General features: G+C 73.6%; 20 protein-coding genes. 10 read left to right on the forward strand and 10 right to left on the reverse strand.

The features are described from left to right. Window positions 1–15 precede the first annotated feature (15 nt). The 5 genes from ACGFIE_RS33370 to ACGFIE_RS33390 all read right to left on the reverse strand — a co-directional run bounded on the left by ACGFIE_RS33370 (window position 16) and on the right by ACGFIE_RS33390 (window position 7,134). Window positions 16–2,394, reverse strand: a complete 2,379-nt coding sequence (locus ACGFIE_RS33370) for a tetratricopeptide repeat protein (RefSeq protein WP_393302517.1) — start codon at window positions 2,392–2,394, stop codon at window positions 16–18. Then, window positions 2,391–4,160, reverse strand: a complete 1,770-nt coding sequence (locus ACGFIE_RS33375) for a hypothetical protein (RefSeq protein ID WP_393302520.1) — start codon at window positions 4,158–4,160, stop codon at window positions 2,391–2,393. The genes ACGFIE_RS33370 and ACGFIE_RS33375 overlap by 4 nt, the downstream gene beginning before the upstream one ends. Then, window positions 4,157–5,434 carry a hypothetical protein gene (locus ACGFIE_RS33380; protein WP_393302522.1) on the reverse strand — a complete coding sequence of 426 codons (1,278 nt, stop codon included), beginning with the start codon at window positions 5,432–5,434 and terminating at the stop codon, window positions 4,157–4,159. Before ACGFIE_RS33380 ends, ACGFIE_RS33375 begins: the two co-directional genes overlap by 4 nt. Next, window positions 5,431–6,063: an ATP-binding cassette domain-containing protein gene (locus ACGFIE_RS33385; RefSeq protein WP_393302525.1), complete on the reverse strand. Its 633-nt coding sequence runs from the start codon at window positions 6,061–6,063 to the stop codon at window positions 5,431–5,433. Before ACGFIE_RS33385 ends, ACGFIE_RS33380 begins: the two co-directional genes overlap by 4 nt. 87 nt (window positions 6,064–6,150) lie before the next feature. Continuing rightward, entirely contained in the window at window positions 6,151–7,134 is a 984-nt protein-coding gene (locus ACGFIE_RS33390; RefSeq protein ID WP_393302528.1) for a helix-turn-helix transcriptional regulator, read from the reverse strand. Window positions 7,135–7,178: 44 nt separating this feature from the next. Between ACGFIE_RS33390 and ACGFIE_RS33395 the strand changes: the two genes are divergently transcribed. The 4 genes from ACGFIE_RS33395 to ACGFIE_RS33410 are packed head-to-tail and all read left to right on the forward strand — an operon-like array spanning window position 7,179 to window position 10,598. Continuing rightward, window positions 7,179–7,658 (forward strand): hypothetical protein, encoded by a 480-nt coding sequence (locus tag ACGFIE_RS33395; RefSeq protein ID WP_393302531.1) that lies wholly within the window; start codon window positions 7,179–7,181, stop codon window positions 7,656–7,658. Further along, on the forward strand, window positions 7,658–8,131 hold the full coding sequence (locus ACGFIE_RS33400) for a hypothetical protein (RefSeq protein ID WP_393302534.1): 474 nt from the start codon (window positions 7,658–7,660) through the stop codon (window positions 8,129–8,131). The genes ACGFIE_RS33395 and ACGFIE_RS33400 overlap by 1 nt, the downstream gene beginning before the upstream one ends. 59 nt (window positions 8,132–8,190) lie before the next feature. Next, window positions 8,191–9,699, forward strand: coding sequence for a flavin-containing monooxygenase (locus tag ACGFIE_RS33405; protein ID WP_393302537.1), 1,509 nt, complete (start codon window positions 8,191–8,193; stop codon window positions 9,697–9,699). A 23-nt stretch (window positions 9,700–9,722) separates the two neighbouring features. Continuing rightward, window positions 9,723–10,598 (forward strand): SDR family NAD(P)-dependent oxidoreductase, encoded by an 876-nt coding sequence (locus ACGFIE_RS33410; protein ID WP_393302540.1) that lies wholly within the window; start codon window positions 9,723–9,725, stop codon window positions 10,596–10,598. Here ACGFIE_RS33410 and ACGFIE_RS33415 read toward each other — a convergent pair whose 3' ends face one another. The 3 genes from ACGFIE_RS33415 to ACGFIE_RS33425 all read right to left on the reverse strand — a co-directional run bounded on the left by ACGFIE_RS33415 (window position 10,599) and on the right by ACGFIE_RS33425 (window position 13,749). After that, window positions 10,599–12,068, reverse strand: coding sequence for a cryptochrome/photolyase family protein (locus ACGFIE_RS33415; RefSeq protein WP_393302543.1), 1,470 nt, complete (start codon window positions 12,066–12,068; stop codon window positions 10,599–10,601). A 75-nt stretch (window positions 12,069–12,143) separates the two neighbouring features. After that, window positions 12,144–13,319: a low temperature requirement protein A gene (locus ACGFIE_RS33420; RefSeq protein ID WP_393302546.1), complete on the reverse strand. Its 1,176-nt coding sequence runs from the start codon at window positions 13,317–13,319 to the stop codon at window positions 12,144–12,146. A gap of 10 nt (window positions 13,320–13,329) precedes the next feature. After that, window positions 13,330–13,749, reverse strand: a complete 420-nt coding sequence (locus tag ACGFIE_RS33425) for a hypothetical protein (protein ID WP_393302549.1) — start codon at window positions 13,747–13,749, stop codon at window positions 13,330–13,332. A gap of 188 nt (window positions 13,750–13,937) precedes the next feature. Here ACGFIE_RS33425 and ACGFIE_RS33430 point away from each other — a divergent pair, with 188 nt between their 5' ends. Together ACGFIE_RS33430 and ACGFIE_RS33435 are read left to right on the forward strand one after the other, a co-directional pair. Next, the gene (locus tag ACGFIE_RS33430) at window positions 13,938–15,023 is read left to right on the forward strand and encodes an S-(hydroxymethyl)mycothiol dehydrogenase (protein ID WP_393302552.1); all 1,086 of its coding nucleotides are present in this window, start codon (window positions 13,938–13,940) and stop codon (window positions 15,021–15,023) included. Then, entirely contained in the window at window positions 15,023–15,652 is a 630-nt protein-coding gene (locus ACGFIE_RS33435) for an MBL fold metallo-hydrolase (RefSeq protein WP_393302555.1), read from the forward strand. The genes ACGFIE_RS33430 and ACGFIE_RS33435 overlap by 1 nt, the downstream gene beginning before the upstream one ends. A gap of 2 nt (window positions 15,653–15,654) precedes the next feature. On the opposite strand, the gene tsaA is transcribed toward ACGFIE_RS33435, so the two are convergent. Further along, entirely contained in the window at window positions 15,655–16,083 is a 429-nt protein-coding gene (tsaA, locus tag ACGFIE_RS33440; RefSeq protein ID WP_393302557.1) for a tRNA (N6-threonylcarbamoyladenosine(37)-N6)-methyltransferase TrmO, read from the reverse strand. Between the two features lie 54 nt (window positions 16,084–16,137). Here tsaA and ACGFIE_RS33445 point away from each other — a divergent pair, with 54 nt between their 5' ends. The 3 genes from ACGFIE_RS33445 to ACGFIE_RS33455 all read left to right on the forward strand — a co-directional run bounded on the left by ACGFIE_RS33445 (window position 16,138) and on the right by ACGFIE_RS33455 (window position 18,621). After that, window positions 16,138–16,590: a VOC family protein gene (locus ACGFIE_RS33445; RefSeq protein ID WP_393302560.1), complete on the forward strand. Its 453-nt coding sequence runs from the start codon at window positions 16,138–16,140 to the stop codon at window positions 16,588–16,590. Then, on the forward strand, window positions 16,574–17,686 hold the full coding sequence (locus ACGFIE_RS33450; RefSeq protein WP_393302562.1) for a DUF3626 domain-containing protein: 1,113 nt from the start codon (window positions 16,574–16,576) through the stop codon (window positions 17,684–17,686). Before ACGFIE_RS33445 ends, ACGFIE_RS33450 begins: the two co-directional genes overlap by 17 nt. A gap of 206 nt (window positions 17,687–17,892) precedes the next feature. After that, a complete protein-coding gene (locus tag ACGFIE_RS33455; protein ID WP_393302565.1) occupies window positions 17,893–18,621 on the forward strand; it encodes a hypothetical protein in 729 nt (242 codons plus the stop codon). Between the two features lie 70 nt (window positions 18,622–18,691). Here ACGFIE_RS33455 and ACGFIE_RS33460 read toward each other — a convergent pair whose 3' ends face one another. Continuing rightward, window positions 18,692–20,104, reverse strand: coding sequence for a hypothetical protein (locus ACGFIE_RS33460; protein ID WP_393302567.1), 1,413 nt, complete (start codon window positions 20,102–20,104; stop codon window positions 18,692–18,694). Window positions 20,105–20,377: 273 nt separating this feature from the next. Here ACGFIE_RS33460 and ACGFIE_RS33465 point away from each other — a divergent pair, with 273 nt between their 5' ends. Beyond that, window positions 20,378–20,689: a MazG-like family protein gene (locus ACGFIE_RS33465; protein ID WP_393302570.1), complete on the forward strand. Its 312-nt coding sequence runs from the start codon at window positions 20,378–20,380 to the stop codon at window positions 20,687–20,689. Window positions 20,690–21,278 lie beyond the last annotated feature (589 nt).

The following is a 21,278-nucleotide window of genomic DNA, read 5'->3' on the forward strand; positions in this document are numbered from 1 at the left end:
GGCGGGACCCACAGCTCAGGTGCCGGCCGGCGGAGGGTCGGCGTCGCGCTCCAGGCGCTCGTCCGCGGCGGCCAGCGCCCGGTCGTCGTCGACCTCCTCGGCCACCGTCGCCGCGTCCGCCCAGAGCCGCCGCGCCTCGGCCCCGTCGCCCAGCGCGGCGGCGGCGTCGCCCAGGTACAGCAGGGTGCGGCCCAGCCCCGCCGTGGGCGGGGTCTCCGCCCGCAGCCGCCGGCTCTCGGCCAGCAGCTCGTACGCCGCCCGCGCCTGCCCCGGCGTGCTGGTCAGCAGCGTCGCGCCGGCGTTGAGCAGCGCCGCGGCGCGGCTGGCCGGGTCGTTCACCGACTCGTACTCGCGCAGCGCGGCCCGCCACGCCTGCGCCGCGTCCAGGTGCTCGCCGAGCGTGGCGTGCACCAGCACCAGGTTGGTCAGCGCCGCCGCGTAGCCGCGCGCGTCACCCACCGACCGGAACGTGTTCGCCGCCCGCACCAGGTGGTGGTGCGCGGTGTCCAGCTCTCCTCGGGCGAGCTGCGCCGCGCCCAGGCCCAGGTCGGTGAGCGCGTGACCGGACCGGTCGGCGGACGAGCGGTGCCGGCGGGACAGCTCCAGGTGCTCCACCGCGTCGTCGAGCTGCCCGAGGTCGAGCAGCGCCAGCCCGAGATTCATCCGCGCCTGGGCGGTGCCCCGCCGGCCTCGTTCGGCCACCGCGAGGGTGAGCGCCGCCGCCGCGCCCTGCGGGTCGTGCCGGCGTCGCCGTAGCACGCCCAGCTCGTTGTGCGCCCATCCGGCGATCTCCGGCCGGTCGTCGGCAGTCGGGGTGGCCAGGACCGTACGGCAGACCTGCTCCCACTCGTCGAGCCGCTCGACGTGCGCGAGCCACCCGCACAGCGCCACGGCCAACCGGAACCACCACCGGCGGACTCGCCGGGGCAGCGTCTCGGCCGCCCCGGCCGGCACCCGGACCACCGCCAGCAGCAGCTCCTGGTGCAGGTCGAACCAGCCGTACGGGTCGTCGTCGAGCGGCAGCGACCACTCCCGGTCCGGCGGGGAGCCGAGCACGGCCAGGTTGGCCGCGTGTCGTTCGGCCCGGCGGGCCAGGTGCCGGGTCAGCCGGGCCTGCGCGGCGACCCGGGAGCGGGCCGGTTCGGCGTCGCGCAGGTGCAGCCGGGCGTTCGCGGCGAGCAGCGGGCGGACCTCGTACCTGTCGCCGGGCGCCCCGATCACGAACGCGGCGGCGGCCAACTGGTCGAGGAGCGCGGTCACCCGCTCGGGGTGGCGGCGGGCCAGCGCGGCGATTGTCGGCCGGTCCACCGGGGCGGGGGCCAGCGACATCAGGCGGTACAGCCGGCGGGCCTCGCGGGTCAACGCCCGGTACGCGGTGTCACGTTCGGTGACGAGCTGGGCCGCCGGCGAGACGGCGACCCGCTGGTGCGGCGGGGTACGCGCCGCGCGGCGCAGCGCGTCCAGCACGTCGGAGTGCCGCCAGCCGTGCTGGGCGGTGCGGTAACCGAGCGCCCGGACGGTGCGGGGTTGCCGCCCGCACAGGTCGACGATCTCGCGTACCGCCGGGTCGGTGCGCGGGTCGGCGCGGCGGATCCGGGAGGCGGGCGCGGCCCCACCGGCCGCCGCGAACAGCTCGACGGCCTCGTCCGGGCCGGGCTCGGCGAGCCAGTGCTCCACGACCCCGCCCAGACCGCTGAGCGCGGGGCCGCCGGCCAGCAGCAGTCGGCAGGTGCGGGCGGTCGGCGGCAGCAGCGCGCGGACCTGCTCGGGCCGGTCGACGTTGTCCAGCACCAGCAGGATCTTGCGACCGTCGAGCTTGCGGCGCAGCGCGGCGGCGGCGGCCGCGAGGGCGTCCGGGCGGCCCGACGTCGGTGGCGTGGTGCCCAGGACGCCCGCCAGCGCGGTGAGCACCTGCCGCGGGGAGCGGGGATGACCGCCGCGGCGCAGGTCGAAATGGTATTGCCCGTCCGGGAAGTCGTCGCGGAGCAGGTTCGCCGCCTGGACGGCGCAGGCGGACGTGCCGACCGCCCGCCGGCCCAGCACCGCCACCGCGTGCTCGCTCGCGAGCAGGTCGAGCACCGCCTGGACGTGCTCCTCGCGGCCGGCGAACCCGGCCGTGTACGGAAGGGTGGGCACGTCGGTCTGCGGTGTGGTGACGACGTCGGTGGGCTCCGGGCCGGTCTCCCGGATGGCACGACGTCGGCGTAGCTCGAACACCACGAAACCGAGGCCGCCGAGGACCGCCACCACGATGCTGGCCGGGCCGAGCACGCTCGCCGCGAACTCCGAGAGCAGGTTGCTGGCCAGGTTGCCGAACACCCCGCTGAGCAGCGTGCCGATCGTCACGAGCACCGGCCAGCGCGGCACCCGGCCGTTACCGGTGGGGCCGGTCACCGGACGCCCCCGGAGACCAGCCCGGCGACGAGCTGCCGCCGCGCCAGCACCATCAGCACCACCGGAAGCACCGAGGCGAGCACCGACCCGGCGGCCAGAAACCCGCTGTTGGACACGAAGCCGCGGCTCTGGCCGGCCAGGAACAGCCCGACCGGGGTGGCTTCCGGCCCGCTGAACAGCAGACCCACCGCCAGGTCGTTCCAGACCTGGACGAACTCCAGCACCGAGACGGCGATCACTGCCGGCAGGTTGTGCCGGGCCAGCCGGTGCAGGGTGCCCCACCAGCGCCGACCACCCAGTCGGGCGCCGCGCACCTGCTTGGCGGGCAGGTCGGCGAACGCGTTGCGCAGCACCAGCACCGCGAACGGCACCCCCAACGCCACGTGCACGATGGCAAGCCCGCGGGAGGTGCCGGAGGAGAGCACGACGCCGAGCACCTCGTTGACCGGCCCGGCGATCACCTGCACCGGCACGACGGTGGCGGCCATCAGCAGCAGCCCGGTCGCCTGCGCGGCCGGCCCGGTCAGCCACGCCAGCGGGTACGCGGCCAGCAGCGCGATCACCAGCACCGTGGCGGTGACGAGTGTCGCCAACAGCAGCGTGAAGCCCAGCGCCCGCCACAGCTCGTCACCGCGGAGCAGCGCCGCGTAGGAGCCCGTCCCGGGCGGGGCAGACCACCAGCCGCGCGCGGCGGCGTCCACCTGCCCGTGCGCGGAGGTCGCCACGAGCACGACGAGCGGGATCAGCCAGACCACCGCGCCGCCCGCGGCGAGCAGTCGGAACAGCCGTCGCGGCGGCGGCGTCGTCGGTGCGGGCCCGGGTGTCGCCTCGACGCGGGGCGGCGGCCACGCCTGACGGACGAAGAACGCCGCCACCAGCATTCCGGCGACCACCGCGACCAGCCAGACGACGCCGAGCGCGGCCCCCTGGCCGGTGGTGGTGCCGCCCGAGGTCTGCCAGACCCGCAGCGCCAGCACCGCCGCGTCGTCGCGGACCGACCCGGGCGTCATGACGAGGATCAGGTCGAAGGTCCGGCTGGTGCCGAGCGCCACCAGCGCGAAGACCACCGCGACGGTGCGCAGCAGCAGTGGCCGCCACTGCGCGTCCCACAGGACGTGCCGTCGACCGCCGCCGTAGGCGCGGACCGCGTCGGCCAGGCTCGGCGGCAGCCGGTCCAGCGCGGCCCGGAAGACAAGCACCGCCAGACCCACCCACGCCCAGACGAACGCCGACATCAGCGCCACCGTGACCAGGCCCGGCCCGAGCAGTTGCGGCGCGTCGTCGGCCGAGCGGCCGGTCAGCCGTGCCGCGAGCAGGGTGGCCAGGCCCCGGGTCGGGTCGGGGTCGTACATGAGGCGGAAGGTCACCCCGGTGACGACAAGCGGCAACGCCACCGGCACCAGCAGGATCAGGCGGACCAGCCCACCCTCGCCGGAGCGGCGGGACGCCACGGCGAACAGGTAGCCCAGCGCCGTCACCACCGCCGGCACCAGGATCGCCCACAGCACCGTGCGGCCGACCACCGCGCCGGTGCCGGGCGCGGCGAGCGCGGCGCGGAAGTGCTGCGCGCCGACCCAGCGACCGTCGGTGGTGACGCTGGCGTGCAGCGTACGCAGCACCGGCCACAGCACCAGCGCGCCGAGCAGCAGCGCCGCCGGCAGCAGCAGCGCGGACGTCGCCCCGGCCGCCGGATAGGCCCGTCCGCGCCGGGGCGGGCCCACGTCGTCGAGCACCGCCAGCTCGCCGAGCACCTTGACCTGGCTCATCGGCCGCCGCCCGCGTCGCGGGCCGCCGCCGCGAGTTGCCCGGTGGCCCGGCGAACCGCCGCACCGGCGGAGACACCGTCGGTGACGTCGGAGAAGAAGTCCTGCATGATCCGCCAGATGCCCACCCCGTCGGAGCCGGTGAACGCCCCGGGCAGTTGGTCGGAGAGGTCGAAGTGCAGGGTGTCCGGGCCGCGCATCTCGCGGGCCAGTTGGCGACGGACCGGGTCGGCGTAGTCGGTGAGCGCGATTGTGGTGTTCGGCGACAGGTAGCCGCCGGCGCGCAGCCACGGCCGGAACGAGTCGGCCCGGGTCAGCCACTCGACCAGCTCCACCCCGCCCCGGGCGTCGGCGAACACCACCGCCACGTCCCCGCCCACGATCAGGGCGCCGCCTCCCGTGCCGGCGCTCGGGAACCGGAAGGTGACGGGCTCCTCCGGGCCGCGCCGGAACCGGCCGACCACCTCCGCGGTGAAGTCGGCCTCGAAGATCATCACCGCCCGTCGGGAACGCACCACCTGGATCACCGACTCCTCGTACTGGGTGAGCAGGGCACGCCTGCCGCCGCCGGGGAAGGCCCCGTCGATGCTCCACAGCTCGGCGAGCCGGTCCAGGGTGTCGCGCACCGGCCGGCCCTGCCAGTCGGCGTCCGGCCCGGCGAGGGCGTCGTAGGCGCTCGGCGCGAGGTCGGCCAGCACGTTCTCGAACCAGTCGGTGAGCACCCACCCGTCGGCCGCGCCGATCGCCAGCGGCGCCGGGCCGCCGTCGCGCCGGGCGAGCGCGCCGAGGCGGCGGGTCAACGAGACCAGCTCGTCCCAGCTGGTCGGCTGCTCGGGCAGCATCGAGGGCAGGTGCCAGACCAGGGACTTGTGCGCGGCCTTCACCCAGACGCCGTAGCGCTGCCCGCCGGTCAGCAGCAGGTCGCTGAGCCCGATGGGCACCGCGTACTCGGTCGAGGGGCGCACCGGGCGCAGCCAACCCCGAGCGGCGTACTCCGTCACCAGGCCGGGGCGCGACAGGATCGCCACGTCCGGCGAGGTGCCCGCGAGGTGCCGGGCGCGGAGGAACGCGTCGATGTCGTTGCCGGCGCTGACCACGCGCACCGGGTCGGGATAGGTGGCCACGACCTCCCGGAAGCGGTCCAGCTCGCTGCCGCTCCACACCACCGCGACCTGCACCGAGCGGCCGCCGCCGGCACACCCGGCGGCGGTCGCCGCCGCGCCGGCCGCGGCGGCCCGCAGGAGCGTACGCCGGGTGAGCCGGCCGGACGGCGTCACCGCAGCGCCTCGTCGGGCTCGGTGACCAGCTCGTGGTGGCGGGGGATCTCGGCGAGCGTGGCCGGGTCGGCGGTGCAGACGAGCACGGCCACCCCCGGCGCGTCCGGCGGCGCGAGTCGGGGCAGCAGGTCACCGAGGCGACTGCCGCCGGACGGGTCGACGGGCAGGTCGACGACGAGCACCTCGGGCAGGCAGACCGCGGCGCGGGCCAGCGCCACCCGGAACCGCTGGGCGTCGGAGAGCAGGTGTGGCAGCAGATCCAGTGTCGGCGCGAGCTCCAGCCGGTCCACCACAGTCGCCGTCCAGTCGTCGGCCACCTCGTGCACCCGTTCGCGTTTGCGCTGGCCGTACTCGATGTTGCGGCGCACGGTGAGCTGCGGCAGCAGCGCGCCGCCGGCGGGTACGTAGCCGATCTGCCGGCGCGGCGGCGGGAGCGCCGTGACGTCCCGGTCGCCGACCATGATCCGCCCGGTGACGGGTGCGGCGAGCCCAGCGAGGACCCGCGCCACGGCCGTGCCGACCCGGGGCGGCGCGACCAGGGCGAGCGTCGCGCCGGACGGGACGTCGAGGGTCACCGGCCCGGTGCCGGGGACGGCGACCAGTGCGCGTAGTCCTAACGTGGCCCTCACCTCCGGTGGCCGCTGGTGCCCGTCACAGGGTGGCACACCCTGCCGACAGTCGATGTCCCGCCGGTCTTCCACTGTGGAAGAAGGGGGCTACTGGCCGGTGGGGGCGTAGAGGGCTGCCAGTCCGGCGGCGGTGGCGGCCAGGCGATCGCGCAGCGCGACAGGGGTCAGGACCTCCACGTCGGCGCCGAGGCGCAGCAGCTCGCCGTGGGCGTGGGTGAGCGACTCGATCGGCAGGACCGCGGTCACCCAGCCGCGCGCGTCGGGCGGCCCGGCGCTGGCGTCCACCGCGGACACCACCGGGTCGGCGCCGATCTCCCGTAGTCGCTCCCGGCCGGCGGGAGACAGCCGTACGGTGGCCTCGTCGCGGTGCAGCCGGGCCCGGAACCGCACCACGTGCTCCCGCCACCAGGCCGGCAGGTCGAAGTCGGCCGGCCGGTCGAACTCCTGCGCCAGCGGGGTCAGCGCGAGGATCTGATTGACGCGGTACGTCGCCGGCTCGACCCGGCCCGGTCGGGTGGCCACCACGTACCACCGGCCGCCCTTGAGCACGAGGCCGTACGGCTCCAGCACCCGGGTCACCTCGCCGCGCCAGCCGCGGTAGCGCACCTCGACGCGCTGCTGCCGCCAGACGGCCTCGGCGGTGCGGGCCAGCTCGGGGGAGGCGTCGCCGTCGGCGTACCAACCGGGTGTGTCCAGGTGGAAGCGCTGCGACAGTTGGGTCGCCCGGTCGCGCAGCGGCTCGGGGAGCGCGGCGTGCAGCTTGCGTTGCAGCGCGGCCACCACGTCGCCGTCGCCCAGCTCCCCGGCCGGGCCGGGCAGTCCGGCGAGGAAGAGCCGGTCGGCCTCGTCGGCGGTCAGGCCGGTCAGCCGGGTCCGCCAGCCGTCGACGAGTTGGTAGCCGCCGGCGTGCCCGGCCTCCCCGTAGAGCGGGATGCCGGCGGCGTGCAGCGACTCCACGTCCCGGTAGATGGTGCGCGGGGAGACCGACAGCCGCTCGGCGAGCTGCGCGGCGGTCAGCCGGCCGTGCGACTGGAGCAGCAGCAGGACGGAGAGAAGTCGGCTGGCCCGCACTTCACTGACACTAGCTGTCAGGGGAGCGGTTCTACCGTCCCGGCATGGCATTTCACGACAAGGATCTACGAACGCCGGGACCGGTCACGGTGGATGGTTGGCAGCTCAAGCGTTACCACATCGACCAGCCGGAGCGGCCTATCGAACCGGAGGTGGAGAAGGCCGCGTACGACCAGGTGCCCCTACTGTTGGTCGACATCGTCGACGACGGCACCCCGGCCGCCGGGTGGGTGGTGCTGCACCGGGGCGCGGACACCGGCGCCTACCTGCTGGCGTACACCTGGGTGTGGGACAACGCGGTGGAGGTTCGTGTCGCCGCGGCCGGGCAGCCGGCGCTGGACTGCCCGGACGACGACCCGACCCACTTCGTCGAGGTACGTCGGCCCGCCGTCGGCTGCGTCTGGGAGCTGGCGGTGCTGGAGCACGAGCGGGCCGCCTGGGTCCGGCACATGCTGGCGCCGGAGGCTCCCGACCTGACCGGTTATCTGTGTGACACGCGAGCGGAAGGGCCGGTGGGCCGCTGATGGGTGACTTCGACTTCTACGTGGGCACCTGGAACGTGGTCAACCGGCGGCTGCGCGAGCGGCTGACCGGCTGCGACGAGTGGGAGGAGTTTCCCGGGGTGTCGGTCGCGCACAGCTTCTTCGGCGGGGGCGGCAACTTCGACGAGATCACCTTTCCGACCAAGGGTTTCACCGGCGCCACGATCAGGATCTTCGACCCGGCGCGCGAGCTGTGGTCGATCTACTGGATGAACAGCGGGCGCGGCGAATTGGAGCAGCCGCCGATGGTGGGCCGTTTCGTCGACGGGGTGGGGCGCTTCTACGCCGACGACCAGCACGAGGGGCGTCCGGTGCGGTGCCGGTTCATCTGGTCGGGCATCACCGCGACCACGGCTCGGTGGGAGCAGGCGTTCTCGGTCGACGGCGAACGCACCTGGGAGACCAACTGGATCATGGAGTCCACCCGGGTGCCCGACCAGGTCGCCGCGCGCTAGCTGCCGGGTGTCCGGGGCGGTGTTAGTGTCCGTCCACCGCCCCGGAACCGAGGTTCGCCATGCCCTCCGACCACGTCGACGTGCTCATCATCGGCGCCGGCCTGTCCGGCATCGGCGCCGCCTGCCACCTGCGCCGCGACTGCCCCGACAAGACGTACGCGGTGCTGGAGGCCCGCGACGCCGTCGGCGGCACCTGGGACCTGTTCCGCTACCCGGGCATCCGGTCGGACTCGGACATGTTCACCCTCGGCTACTCCTTCAAGCCGTGGACCGACGCCACGGCCATCGCCGACGGCGCGGCCATCCGCGCCTACGTCCGGGAAACCGCCAGCGAGTACGACGTGCAGCGGCACATCCGCTTCTCCCACCGGGTGGTACGCGCCGAGTGGGACAGCGGCACCGCCCGCTGGACGGTGCACGCCCAGCGCACCGACACCGCCGCGACCGTGGTGTTGACCTGCTCGTTCCTGTTCGCCTGCACCGGCTACTACCGCTACGACGAGGGCTACACGCCGGCGCTGCCCGGCGTGGACGCGTACGCCGGGCGGCTGGTGCACCCGCAGCACTGGCCCGACGACCTCGACCACACCGGCAGGCGGGTGGTGGTCATCGGCAGCGGCGCCACAGCCGTGACACTGGTGCCGGCCATGGCGCAGCGAGCCGCGCACGTGACGATGCTGCAACGCTCACCCACGTACGTCATCGCCCTGCCCTCGCGCGACCGGCTGGCCGGCGCGCTGCGGCGCTGGCTGCCGGCGAAGGCCGCGTATCGGGTGGTGCGGTGCAAGAACGTGCTGCTCTCCACTGTCAACTTCCAGCTCAGCCGACGCGTGCCCGGCCTGGTCAGGCGGCTGCTGCGGCGGGGCGCGAAGCGTCGGCTGCCGGTCGGGTACGACGTGGACAGGCACTTCTCGCCCCGCTACGACCCGTGGGACCAGCGGCTCTGCGTGGCGCCCGACGGCGACCTGTTCGCCGCCGTGCGGGAGGGCCGGGCCTCGGTGGTGACCGACACCATCGACACGTTCACCGCGCACGGCGTCCGGCTGACCTCCGGCGACGAGCTGCCCGCCGACATCGTGGTCACCGCGACCGGGCTGAACCTGCTCGCCCTCGGTGGCCTGACGCTGCGCGTGGACGGCGTCGACGTCGACCTGTCCGACACCGTGGCCTACCGGGGCATGATGCTCTCCGGTGTGCCGAACTTCGCGCTGACCATCGGCTACACGAACGCGTCGTGGACCCTCAAGGCCGACCTGGTCGCCGGCTACGTCTGCCGGCTGCTACGTCACCTGGACCGCACCGGCCAGCAGGTCGTGACCCCCCTCCCGCCGCCCGACGCGCGGCGGGAGCCGCTCATCGACCTGCGTTCGTCCTACGTGTTGCGCGGGGTCGACGCGCTGCCCAGGCAGGGCGCGCGGGCACCGTGGCGGCTGCACCAGAACTACGCCCGTGACGTGCTGCTGATGCGGCACGGCCGGCTCACCGACGAGGGGGTGCGGTTCTCGCGCGGTGGCGAGGTGACCGCGCCCGGCAGCACCAGACGTCCCGTCGAGTCCGAGCGTCGGTAACCGCCAGCAGAGGAGCACCGATCATGCAGAGGTTCGACTTCGCCGGCGCGACAGCCGTGGTCACCGGAGCGGCCAGTGGCATCGGCGCGGCGCTGGCCCACGCGCTCGCCCGCCGGGGCAGCGATCTGGTCCTGCTGGACCGTGACGCCGAGCGGCTGGCCGCAGTCGCCGCCACGATCCGCGCCGACCACCCCGATCGACAGTTGCACACGTACCTCGTGGACCTCGCCGACGCGCCGGCCACCGCCCGCGTCGCGGTGGAGATCCGCCAGCGGCATCCGCGCGTCCGGTTGCTCGTCAACAACGCAGGCGTCGGCCTCGGCGGCCGGTTCGACCAGGTCACGTTCGACGAGTTCAGCTGGGTGATCGACATCAACTTCCGGGCCGTGGCGCAGCTGACCCACGCGCTGCTGCCCACCCTCAAGGCCGAGCCGGGCGCGCACCTGGTCAACATCTCCAGCCTGTTCGGGCTGATCGCGCCCGCCGGGCAGACCGCGTACGCCGCGAGCAAGTTCGCCGTCCGCGGCCTCACCGAGGCGCTGCGCCACGAACTCGTCGACGACGGCATCGGCGTGACGTCGGTGCACCCCGGCGGGATCCGCACCCGGATCACCGAGAACGCCCGGGTCGGCAGCGGCGTGTCGATCGAGGAGTACACCGCCGGTCGGGCCCAGTTCGAGAAGCTGCTCACCATCGCGCCGGAGCGGGCCGCCGAGGTGATCCTGAAAGGCGTCGAGCGGCGGCGGGGCCGGGTGCTGATCGGCTGGTCGGCGAAGCTGCCCGACCTGCTGGCCCGGCTCCTGCCGGCCTCGTACAACCGGCTGCTGGTCGTCGGCCTCAACGCCGGCGTCGCCCGGCCCGCCGCGCAGCCCCCGGCACCGGCTGCCGACACCGCCTGATCAGGGTGCGGTACTGCCCCGCTTCTCCTCCTGCGCCACCACCGCGTCGCGACGCTCCGGCTCGTCGCGGCGGGCCAACTCCGCGGCGAGCCGCGGGTCGGCCACCAGCCGCTCCCGGCTGCGGTGCAGGAAGCTCTCGAAACCCCCGGTGTACGGGCAGGCCAGCTCGCCGAGCGCCCGTTCCGGGGTGTAGCGGCAGCCGCCGCAGTAGTCGCTGATCTCGTCGATGTCCGTGCCGTCCACCGCGTACGGGCGGGTGTCCACCCTGGCCAGATCGGCGTACTGGCTCATGCCGATGACCGTCGCGTTCATCACCCAGTCGGTGCCGTCGACGAAGCAGCGCCGGAACCAGTCCGCGACCTCGGTGGGACGCCAGCCACGCTGCAACGCGTAGTTGCCCAGCACCAGCAGCCGGGGGCTGTGGTGCGTCCACGCCCGGTCCCGGACGGCGGCGAGCACGTCGGCCAGGCAGCGCGCCTCCACCGCGTCGGCGTCCAACTCGGCGAACCACTGCGGCATCGGCTCGGTAGCGGCCAGCCAGTTCGCGCCCCGGAACTCGGGCTCGTGGTACCAGTACAACTGCCAGAGGAACTCCCGCCAGCCGAGCAGCCCCCGGATGAACGGCTCCACCGCCGTACGGGGCGCGGCGCCGGACCGCCACGCCTGCTCGGCGGCGCGTACTGCCGGCTCGGGGTGCAGCAACCCCAGGTTGAACGACGACGACAGCGTCGAGTGCGCGAACAGCGGGTCGTCGGCGCTCATCACGTCGGCGTAGCGGCCGTACCCGGGCAGCCGGTACGTCAGGAAGTGCGCCAGCCGGGCCTGCGCCTCGGCGTGCGTGGCAGGGTACTGCCGGGGGCCGTCGCGGCCGACGAACCGGACCCCGTCGGCCTCCCACCGGTCCAGGTCGTGGCGGACCTGCGCGTCGATGTCGTCCTCGACGATCGGCGGCGGAGGCGGTGGCGTCGCCGACGCGGCCGGGGCCTCCGCCCGGGGACGACGTGGCGTCGGGGCCCCACCGGTTCCCCGGGCCGGCCCGCTCAGCACGTCGTGCCAGCGACGGGCCTGCCGGTAGAAGTCGGCCATCCGCAACGGCCCGCGACGGATGCGGTCCGCCCAGGCGACGAAGTCGGCCTGGTTGGTGATGAAGCCGCGCGGCGGCAGCACTGTCAACCCGGGCACCGAGCGGGCGAAGCCCAGCGCGGCCCGGGAGTGCGGGTGGCACACCTCCACCGGCTCGGCGACCTGCGCGAGGGCCTCGCGGAACGTGTCGGTACGCAGCAGCAGCGCCCGGTCGCCCAACTCGGCGGCGCGGTGGCGCAGGGCGGAGAGGATCAGATGCGCCTTCTGCCGGTGCAGCGGCCGACGGCGAAACAGCTCCCGGATCTCCACCAGCAGGACCGGCTGATCGGGGTCGTCGAGGAAATGTGGCCCGAGTTGGTCGGCCAGCAACCATCGGCGGCGAGGCATGCCGCGATTCTGCCGAATTCCGGGCCGTACCGCGCGTCGGCTGGCCGGGTGGTCGATGCCTGATCCGGATCGGGGTCAGGCCGCAGGCGTCGCGGACGCCCCGCCGTCGCGTTCGCGCAGCAGCACAGTCAGCGTGACGAGCGCGACAAGCAGCAGCGCGAGCACCTGCACCGGGGCCGGACCCAGCGGTACGAGCAGCGCCAACCCGGCGACGACCGGGTAGGCGACGACCACCGCGCCGTGCTGCTGGCGGCGGACGAGCAGCACCCAGACCGTCAGCAGGTAGACGGCGATCGGCACGGCCACCGCGTAGGCGGCTGTCGTCGCGGAGACGTGCGCCAGGTGCCGCTCGTGGTCCACCGCCACGGGCAGGCCGGCCCCGAGCGCGGCGATCGCCCCGAAGATCAGGTAGTGGCCGTAGCCCCAGATGAGCGAGTACGGCAACCGGTCCGGCGCCTCGACCGGACGGTCGAAGTAGAGCCACCAGAGCGCGAACACGATGACCGCGCCGGCCGCCGCGAGTGCCCAGAGACCATGGTCGCCCGCGTCGAGCCCGGTCTGGATCGCCACCGAGATCGCCAGCACCGCCTCGCCGAGCACGATAAGCGTGAACAGTCCGTACCGCTCGCCGATGTGCCCGGGGTGCCACGGCGTCATCCCGGGACGCTCGGCCACCGCCGGCACCAGCAGATCGGCGAGCGCCAGCAGCACGAACGCCGCGACGCCCCAGCCGTCGGGCAGCGCCAGCCGCAGCAGCCAGCCGAGCTGCACCACTGTCACGCCTATCGCGTAGCGGCGTGCCGCCGCGCGGTGCGCCGGATCACCGGCGGCCGCCCGGATCCACTGCGCGACGGCGGCCAGCCGCATCACCACGTACCCGTAGGTGATGACAGTGAAGTCACCGTCGGTGAAGGCGCGTGGCACCCCGGCCGCCAGGATCAGCGCCCCGGTGATCTGCACCAGCGTGGTGATCCGGTAGACGTCGTCGTCGGTGTCGTACGCCGAGGCGAACCAGGTGAAGTTCATCCACGACCACCAGATCGCGAAGAACACCATCAGGTAGCTGGGCAGCGCGTGGGCGAGGTGACCCTCGGCGACGTCGTGGTGCAGGCTGGTCGCCGCCTGCGCCACGGCGACCACGAAACACAGGTCGAAGAAGAGCTCCAGCGGGGTGGCCGCGCGGTGCGGCTCGTCGCGGCGGCGGGGCCTCATCGGCCGGTAGAACGGCCGTACCGAACGAGTGTGGCTCACCGCAGCTATCTCAGCCGCGCCGACGGCCGTGAGTCAACCCCTCCAGCACCAGGGTCAGGCCGGCGCCCACCAACCAGACGTCCTTGGCCAGCCCGGCGCCCTGCTGGGTCGGGCGGATGCTGCCCGGCTCGCGCATCCCCGGCGTCTTCAGGTACAGCTGCACGAGGCCCGCGCCGAACGCGGTCAGGCCGAGCCCCACCAGGGGCGCCGGGACGAACGGCGCGAGCAGCGCGGCCCCCAGGGCGATCTCCGAGTACGACAGCAGCTTGGCGAACCGGGGCGGCTCGAACTGAGCGAGCTGCGGCATGGCCGCCACCGCCATCCCGTGCATGGCCTGCGCGGCCTCGCCCTCCAGGTTCCGCTTGCCCAGACCCGAGTTGAGGAAGTACGCGCCGATGCTGACCCGCAGCGGCAGGTGCGCGAATTTCATGATCACTCCTGGTGGCCGTGGTCCGAATTGTGGCCCGCGTACCCCGCGTGACAGCCGATAACCCGCCGCCCGGCCGACTGGGCCGGCCGTGATGATCGCGGTAGGTTCGCCGGGGGCCCACCGCCGAGCCCGGTTCACCCGCCTGCCCGGCGTCCGGTCCCCGCCGCACACCACCAGCAGGAGGCGAAGTGAGCCAGGAAGTCCGGGGAGTCATCTCCCGCAGCAAGGGCGCGCCGGTCGAGGTCACCACCATCGTGGTGCCCGATCCCGGCCCCGGTGAGGCGATCGTCCGGATCCAGTCCTGCGGGGTCTGCCACACCGACCTGCACTACCGCGAGGGTGGCATCAACGACGACTACCCGTTCCTGCTCGGGCACGAGGCGGCGGGGGTCGTCGAGCAGGTGGGCGACGGCGTCACCGACGTCGCCCCGGGCGACTTCGTGGTGCTCAACTGGCGGGCGGTCTGTGGGGTCTGCCGGGCCTGCCGCCGTGGTCGGCCCTGGTACTGCTTCAACACCCACAACGCCGCGCAGCGGATGACCCTCACCGACGGCACGGAACTCGCCCCGGCGCTGGGCATCGGCGCGTTCGCCGAGAAGACGCTCGTGCACGCCGGCCAGTGCACGAAGGTGAACCCGGCCGCCCGGCCGGCGGCCGTGGGCCTGCTCGGCTGCGGCGTGATGGCCGGGCTGGGCGCGGCGATGAACACCGGCAACGTGACCCGCGGCGACTCGGTCGCGGTGATCGGCTGCGGCGGTGTCGGGGACGCGGCGGTCGTCGGCGCGGCCCTCGCCGGCGCCACCACGATCGTCGCGGTGGACACCGACAGCCGCAAGCTGGACTGGGCCCGGAAGTTCGGCGCCACCCACACCGTGAACGCCTCCGAGACCGATCCGGTCGAGGCGATCCGTGCCGCCACCGGCGGCTTCGGCGCCGACGTGGTGATCGACGCGGTGGGTCGACCGGAGACCTGGAAGCAGGCGTTCTACGCCCGGGACCTCGCCGGCACCGTGGTGCTTGTCGGCGTGCCGACGCCGCAGATGCAGATCGAGTTGCCGCTGCTGGACGTCTTCGGGCGTGGCGGGGCCCTCAAGTCCAGCTGGTACGGCGACTGCCTGCCCAGCCGGGACTTCCCGATGCTCACCGAGCTGTACCTGCAGGGTCGTCTCGACCTGGACGCCTTCGTCACCGAGGAGATCGCCCTCGACCAGGTCGAGAACGCCTTCGACCGGATGCACCACGGCGACGTGCTCCGCTCGGTGGTGGTGTTCTGATGACCGCCCGGGTCGACCACGCGGTCACCTCCGGCACGTTCTCCCTGGACGGGCAGACGTTCGAGGTCGACAACAACGTCTGGGTGATCGGCGACGACGAGGAGTGCGTCATCCTCGACGCCCCACACGACGTGGCCGCGATCCTCGCGCTGGTGGGCGACCGTCGGGTCCGGGCCATCCTGGCCACCCACGCCCACGACGACCACGTACGGGTGGCCCCCGAACTGGCCGAGGCCACCGGCGCTCCGGTGCTGCTGCACGCCGCCGACCGGGTGCTGTGGGACCTGGTCCACCCCCACCTGCCGCCACACGGCGAGTTGTGGGACGGGCAGAGCATCGAGGTGGCCGGCACCGCGCTGCGGGTGCTGCACACCCCCGGGCACAGTCCCGGCGCGTGCAGCTTCCACGCCCCGGACCTTTCGGCGGTGTTCACCGGCGACACCCTGTTCCAGGGTGGGCCGGGCGCGACCGGGCGCTCGTACAGCGACTTCGACACCATCGTGCAGTCGATCCGGACCCGGCTGCTGACCCTGCCCCCGGACACGGTCGTGCACACCGGGCACGGCGACGACACCACGATCGGCGCGGAGGCCCCCCGCCTACCGGAGTGGCTGGCACGCGGGCACTGACGTCAGCGTTCGTCGGCGGCGCCCAGCACCGGTTTGACGTCCAGGACGGGTGTGCCGTCCAGGGCCTCCAGGTCGGCCACCTCGACCCGCAGTCCGTCCACCGCCAGCACCCGCACCCGGTGCAGGCCGATCGGGTTGGGCCGGTGCGGGGAGCGGGTGCTGAACACGCCCGTGCGGGGGCGGGTCTCGTCTCCGCGCGGGTGCACGGCCAGCACGTCGCGCCGGGCGCGGTCCAACCAGGTCAGCACCAGCAGCTCCGCGCCGGCCGACAGGTCGCTCAGGGCCCGCTCGACCCGCGGGTCGAAGATCAGCCACGCGGTCGGCGCGCCCTCGTCGCCCTGCCGGGGTGCGCTCGCCGCGTCGGTCAGCGGCGAGGCGACCCGACCGACCGGGCGCAGCAGGTACGCGTCGTCGCCGTACGTCTCGACCATCGTCGCTCCCTTCGGGACAATGTGTCAGCCTAGGGCGTTGCTAGGATCCGGCGCATGGTCGCCGAGCACCCCGTCCCCGTCGTCCGTCAGCTGCGCCTCGTCGTGGAGGCAGCGGACCACGAGGCAGCGGTGGCGTTCTACCGGGACGCCCTGGGCCTGCCCGAGGAGGCGGCGTTCACCGGTGACGGGGATGCCCGGGTGGTGATCCTGGATGCCGGCCGGGCCACCCTGGAGATCGCCAACCCCGCGCAGAAGCGCATGATCGACGAGGTCGAGGTGGGCCGGCAGGTCGCGCCGCGACTCCGGGTGGCCTTCGAGGTGGGCGACGCGCGGGCGACCACGGCCCGGCTGGTCGCCGCCGGGGCGAGCGAGATCGCGCCGCCGACGCGTACACCGTGGCAGTCGCTGAACTCCCGCCTGGACGCCCCGGCGGACCTGCAGATCACCGTCTTCGAGGAGTTGGGTACGCCGGCAGCCGAGGACCCCGGACATGACGGCGACGTCTGAGCGGGGTGGGCTCCGCGCCGCCGCCCCCACCTCGGCGCAGGTGGCTGCCCTCGCGTACGTGCGGTCGTCGGCCGTGGCCGAGCGTCGCGCGGCGCTCGCCGCCATCGAACGGGAACTCGTCGCCGCCGACGTCGGCCACCGGCCGGAACTACTGCTCGCCGCGGCAGCCGACAGTGGCCGGCTCACCGTCAACTTCCACCCCGATCGCCTGTGCACCGACGGGCGGGCCGTCGCGTCCGCGCTGGCCGAGGACGGGGTGTACCGCAGTCAGTTCGTCACGGGGATCTCCAACGGTGGCCTGACCGCGTACCCGGGTGGCGACCGCGACCGGTGGGAACACCGGATGTTCGGCGGCGCGTACCAGCGGCCCGGGGTGGCACCGACGGATCGGCCCACGTACGGCGGACTGAACCTGCTCGACCACGCGGACGGCGCCTGTCCCCGCTTCGGCTCCTGTCACCTGCGGCTACGCCCGGAGGTGCTGGCCCGGGCGACCTACTGCCTCGGCGACAGCCACCTGGACCCCACCGTGGTGGGCACGACCGATGCGTTCGAGGCGGTCCTCGCCGGACTGCTGGCCGGCGTCGCCGGCACGGGCGAGTGCCTGGGCCGGTCCGGGACGGACGTCGCCACCCTGGCGCGGACGTTGCTGGAGGCGTCGAGCGCGCGGGCCACGGTCGGGCGCGCACTCGACGACTACGTGGAGGCCCAGATCCACGGCCCCCTCGACCTCGCGCACGACGTCGAGGAACTGGTGGTGGACCCGTCGTTCGCCGGCACCCCGACCGGGGCGACGCTGGAATCGATCGCCCAGCGTCACGGGTTTCCGCTGCGCTGGCACCCCGGCTTCGCGCTGGCCGTCGACCGTGTCGACGCCGAGTTCCGGGGCCCCGCGATCCCGGTGCTGGCCGCTCGGCTGCACCGCGAGTTCGCCCGGCCGGGCGCCCCGGTGGACGCGGCGCTGATCGGTCGGGGCGCGGTGTCGGTGGTGACCGAACCGGAGCGGTGGGCGGATCGGGGTCCGATCGCGGACACCCTGCAGCACCTCAAGCAGCTCTGGCACGTTCTGGTCCGGTTCGGCGAGCCTTCTCACTGACAGTCCGCCTCGTCGCCGAAAGGCCTGTGTGTCCCGTTTCCCGGAGGTGACCGGGACCGCACTTCGCGGCCGCCCGGCATTTCCGGAATGACCGACACGTCAACCCGGTTGTGTCCCCCGTACCGCCGGAGCCCAAACCCCTTTCCGCGGTCATCTCCCGAGGAGTGTTCACCCCGGAGCGCTCCGCACGATCGAAAGGAACCATCGTGAAGCCCGACTTCACTCGATGGCTCCCCGCCATCGCTAAGGACTCGTACCGCAAGACCGCGTTGAGCGTGGTGGGTGTGGCTGCCCTCGGCGGTCTGGCCCTCGCGCCGACCGCGGCCGCCGCGCCGGTCACCTCCGGCCCGCACCAGGGTGCCGTCGCCGCCATCGACCTCGCCACCGGCAAGGCCACCACGGGCAAGGCCGCCACCGCGGTTCACCACGAGGAGCAGCCCGTCGAGTCCGGGCTGACCACCGGCTCCGCCACCGGCAAGCCGCCGGCCGGCAAGCCGAGCCGCGACGAGCTGATCCCGCACGGCATCGAGGGCGCCCAGTCGCGCATCCCGCTCGACGACGCGCAGCTCGACAACGCCCGCAAGATCGTGGACGCGGCCAAGAAGACAGGCGTCGGCGACCGTGGCGCGGTGATCGGCGTCGCCACGTCGTTGCAGGAGTCGAAGCTCTACAACCTCGGCCACCTCGGCGCGTACAACGACCACGACTCGCAGGGCCTGTTCCAGCAGCGTCCGTCGTCCGGTTGGGGCACGCCCGAGCAGGTCACCGACCCGGAGTACGCCGCCACGGCGTTCTTCAGCGCCCTCAAGAACGTGGGCGGCTGGCAGGACCTGCCACTGACCGCCGCCGCGCAGACCGTGCAGGTCTCCGCCTTCCCCTACGCGTACGCGCAGTGGGAGGAGCAGGCGGCGGACGTCGTCCAGCAGCTCTGGTGACACCACACGCACACACACGCCGGCCGGCCCCCTTCTACGGGAGCCGGCCGGCTTTTCTGGTTCCGGCAGGTCAGCAGGCCGCGTACAGGCGGCGGGTGCCCACCCCGGCGGCGTACGCGGCCCGGTCGCTGAACCGGCAGCCGTACTCGGGTCGGGCCACCACCGCCGGATCGGTCACCGTGTCGCCGGCCGGTCGCCTGCCGGTGCGTACCCAGGTCACCAGGTCGTCCCAGGCGGCGCCGGCCTCGGCCGGGCTGAACTCGCAGTGCTGCGCGGCCCGGATGGCCCGCTGCACCACCAGCCGGCTGCGACCGTTGCGTGCCACGTCTGTGGCGTACGCCTGCTCCATGCTGAACGGAACGAACATGTCGCCCAGGTCGTGCAGGCTGACCACGGGCGCGCTCGGCCGCCCGGCGATCTTCGGCACCTCGGTCAGCGTCGGCAGGAGCCGCTGCACGATGTTCTCCGGGGCCACCCGCTGCACGGACGAGTTGACGGTGATCGGGCTGTTCGGGGTGTAGCGGGTCAGCAGGTTTGTGGAGATCTGGCTGGGCCGCTGGGCGGGGGAGTCGCCGCCGTCGGTCACCGCGATGGAGAAGAGGAAGTCCTTCCAGACCGCGAAGGCCGCCTCGGCGCCGGGCCGTGGCCCGCCCGACCGGTTCACGGTGATGGCCCGCAGCTGCTTGCCCCGGTCGGTCGTGGTGTCCGGACCGGTGGGCGTGAGCCCCGCCAGACCGAGCGCCACCTGGATGCGCGGCACGGCGTTGCTCAGGTAGTCGGCAGGCGTCGGGTAGGCCCGCACTCCCGCGAGGGCCTGCGCGACCAGGTTGTAGTCGAGATAGAAGTCCAGCAGCGTCTGGTCACCGAGCACGCCGCACATGGGCAGCGCTCCGTCGTAGTAGCCGGGGTACTGCTCCAGCGAGCGCCCGATGACGTATCCGCCCATCGACACCCCGGCCAGGTAGGTGCGGTGGGGTCTGCGCACCATCCGCCCGAAGTGGTCGGCGAGGTCCTTCGTGCTCAGCACCCCGGAGCGGATGTCGAAGCCGTTGCGGTCGTACGACGACGACGCCCACGCGTACCCCTGCGTCAGCAGTCGCTGGCGTAGCTCGAAGGCCGGCGGCTCCGGCGAGAGCACCGTGCCCTGGCCACGGTAGCCGTGCGCCCACACGACGAGGTCACCGTTCCATCGGGCGGGAACTTCGATGATGTACGCGGCGTGCCGGTGCACGCCCTGGCGTACCGTCGTGGGTTTGCCGGCCACCACCAGCGGCGCCAGCGGCGGATTCTGGAAGGTGTAGCCGGGCAGCGGCTGGTCGTCGGAGGGGTCGTGGCCGGCGCTGCTGGCCGCGGCGGCGGTGGATGCGGCGGCGGTGGATGTGGCGGCGGTGCTGGGCGCGGCGCCGAGCAGCCCGACGGTCAGGGTCAGTGTCGCGGTGGTGGCGACCAGACGGCGCAGGGTGCGAATGGGTACGGACAGCATCGATGCTCCCCATCGGACGGATGTCGCCTGCGGGGCGACCAGGCGGGACGGTTGCCTACCGGCCGGTAGCGTCCTGAACCTAGGACTGCCGTCGACAGGAGTCAATGCCTGAGCTGACGGACCGGTCAGAGTCGCCTGTCCGGCCGATCAGACCAGCCCCGAGTCGTCCGTGGGCGGCCGTGTGACCTGGGGGATGCCCGGCGACGCGGTGCGCCCCTCGATTGTGCGGGCCGGGTGTGTGGTCGGTCGGGACCGTCGGGTTGACTGGTCGCCGTGGACGACTCGATCTGGGCGGCGGCCCGGGCTGCGCGGAGCTGGCTGGACGCGGCGAACGGCACCGGGCAGACGGAACTGACCTGCCGCATCCTCAAACTCACCGAGGAGGCGGGGGAGGCGTCGGCCGCCTGGATCGGTCTACTCGGGCAGAATCCGCGCAAGGGTGTCACCCACACCCGCGAGGACGTGGCAGCCGAGTTGGCCGACGTGGTGTTCACCGCGCTGGTGGCCATCGAGAGTCTGGGACTCGACGCGCAGGCCGTGGTGGGGGCCTGTGCCGGAAAGGTCCGCTCTCGCCTGGAGGGGTGACACCAGCCCCTCCCTTGATCCACTCGACTTCGCCGATGTCGCGGTATCAACCCACGTCGGATACCCCGACATCACCGAACCCGAATGGATCACCGTCCGAGCCCACTGTCCGGCCCGCGTCCCGGCGGGCCAGTTGGGCGCGGTGACCGGTGTGCTCCCTGCCGGATGAGTGGGATGTCCGGTTGTCGGCGTCCTGGGGTGTGACCGGCGGCATCCGTGGGCTGGAATCGTGGCGGGCCGGGGGTCGTTACACACCCTGACGATCGCAGGACCACGGCCACCCCCGCCCCCGTCGTGAGGGTGGGAATGGCCAGCCCGGCCGGGTCGTTGCAGATCCCCGAACGATCGCAGGCCCGCCGAGCGTACCGGCTAGATCCGGTATCCCGCGGCAGGCCGGCCCCGGGAATCACCCCGGCTCGACGGTCGTTACACACGGTCCCGGCGCCACGAGCCCCCCGCTCGCAGGCCGCCGCCCCCCAGACTTTCCCCCTTCTTGTGCAGCGCCGGACGAGGTGCTCACACCCCCGTCACCGCCCCCCTGGTGATGCGGGTGTTCCTACCCCCGAAGGAGCTACCCCCATGAACACGA

It is taken from the genome of Micromonospora sp. NPDC049275 (assembly GCF_043197115.1).
Classification (GTDB): domain Bacteria; phylum Actinomycetota; class Actinomycetes; order Mycobacteriales; family Micromonosporaceae; genus Micromonospora.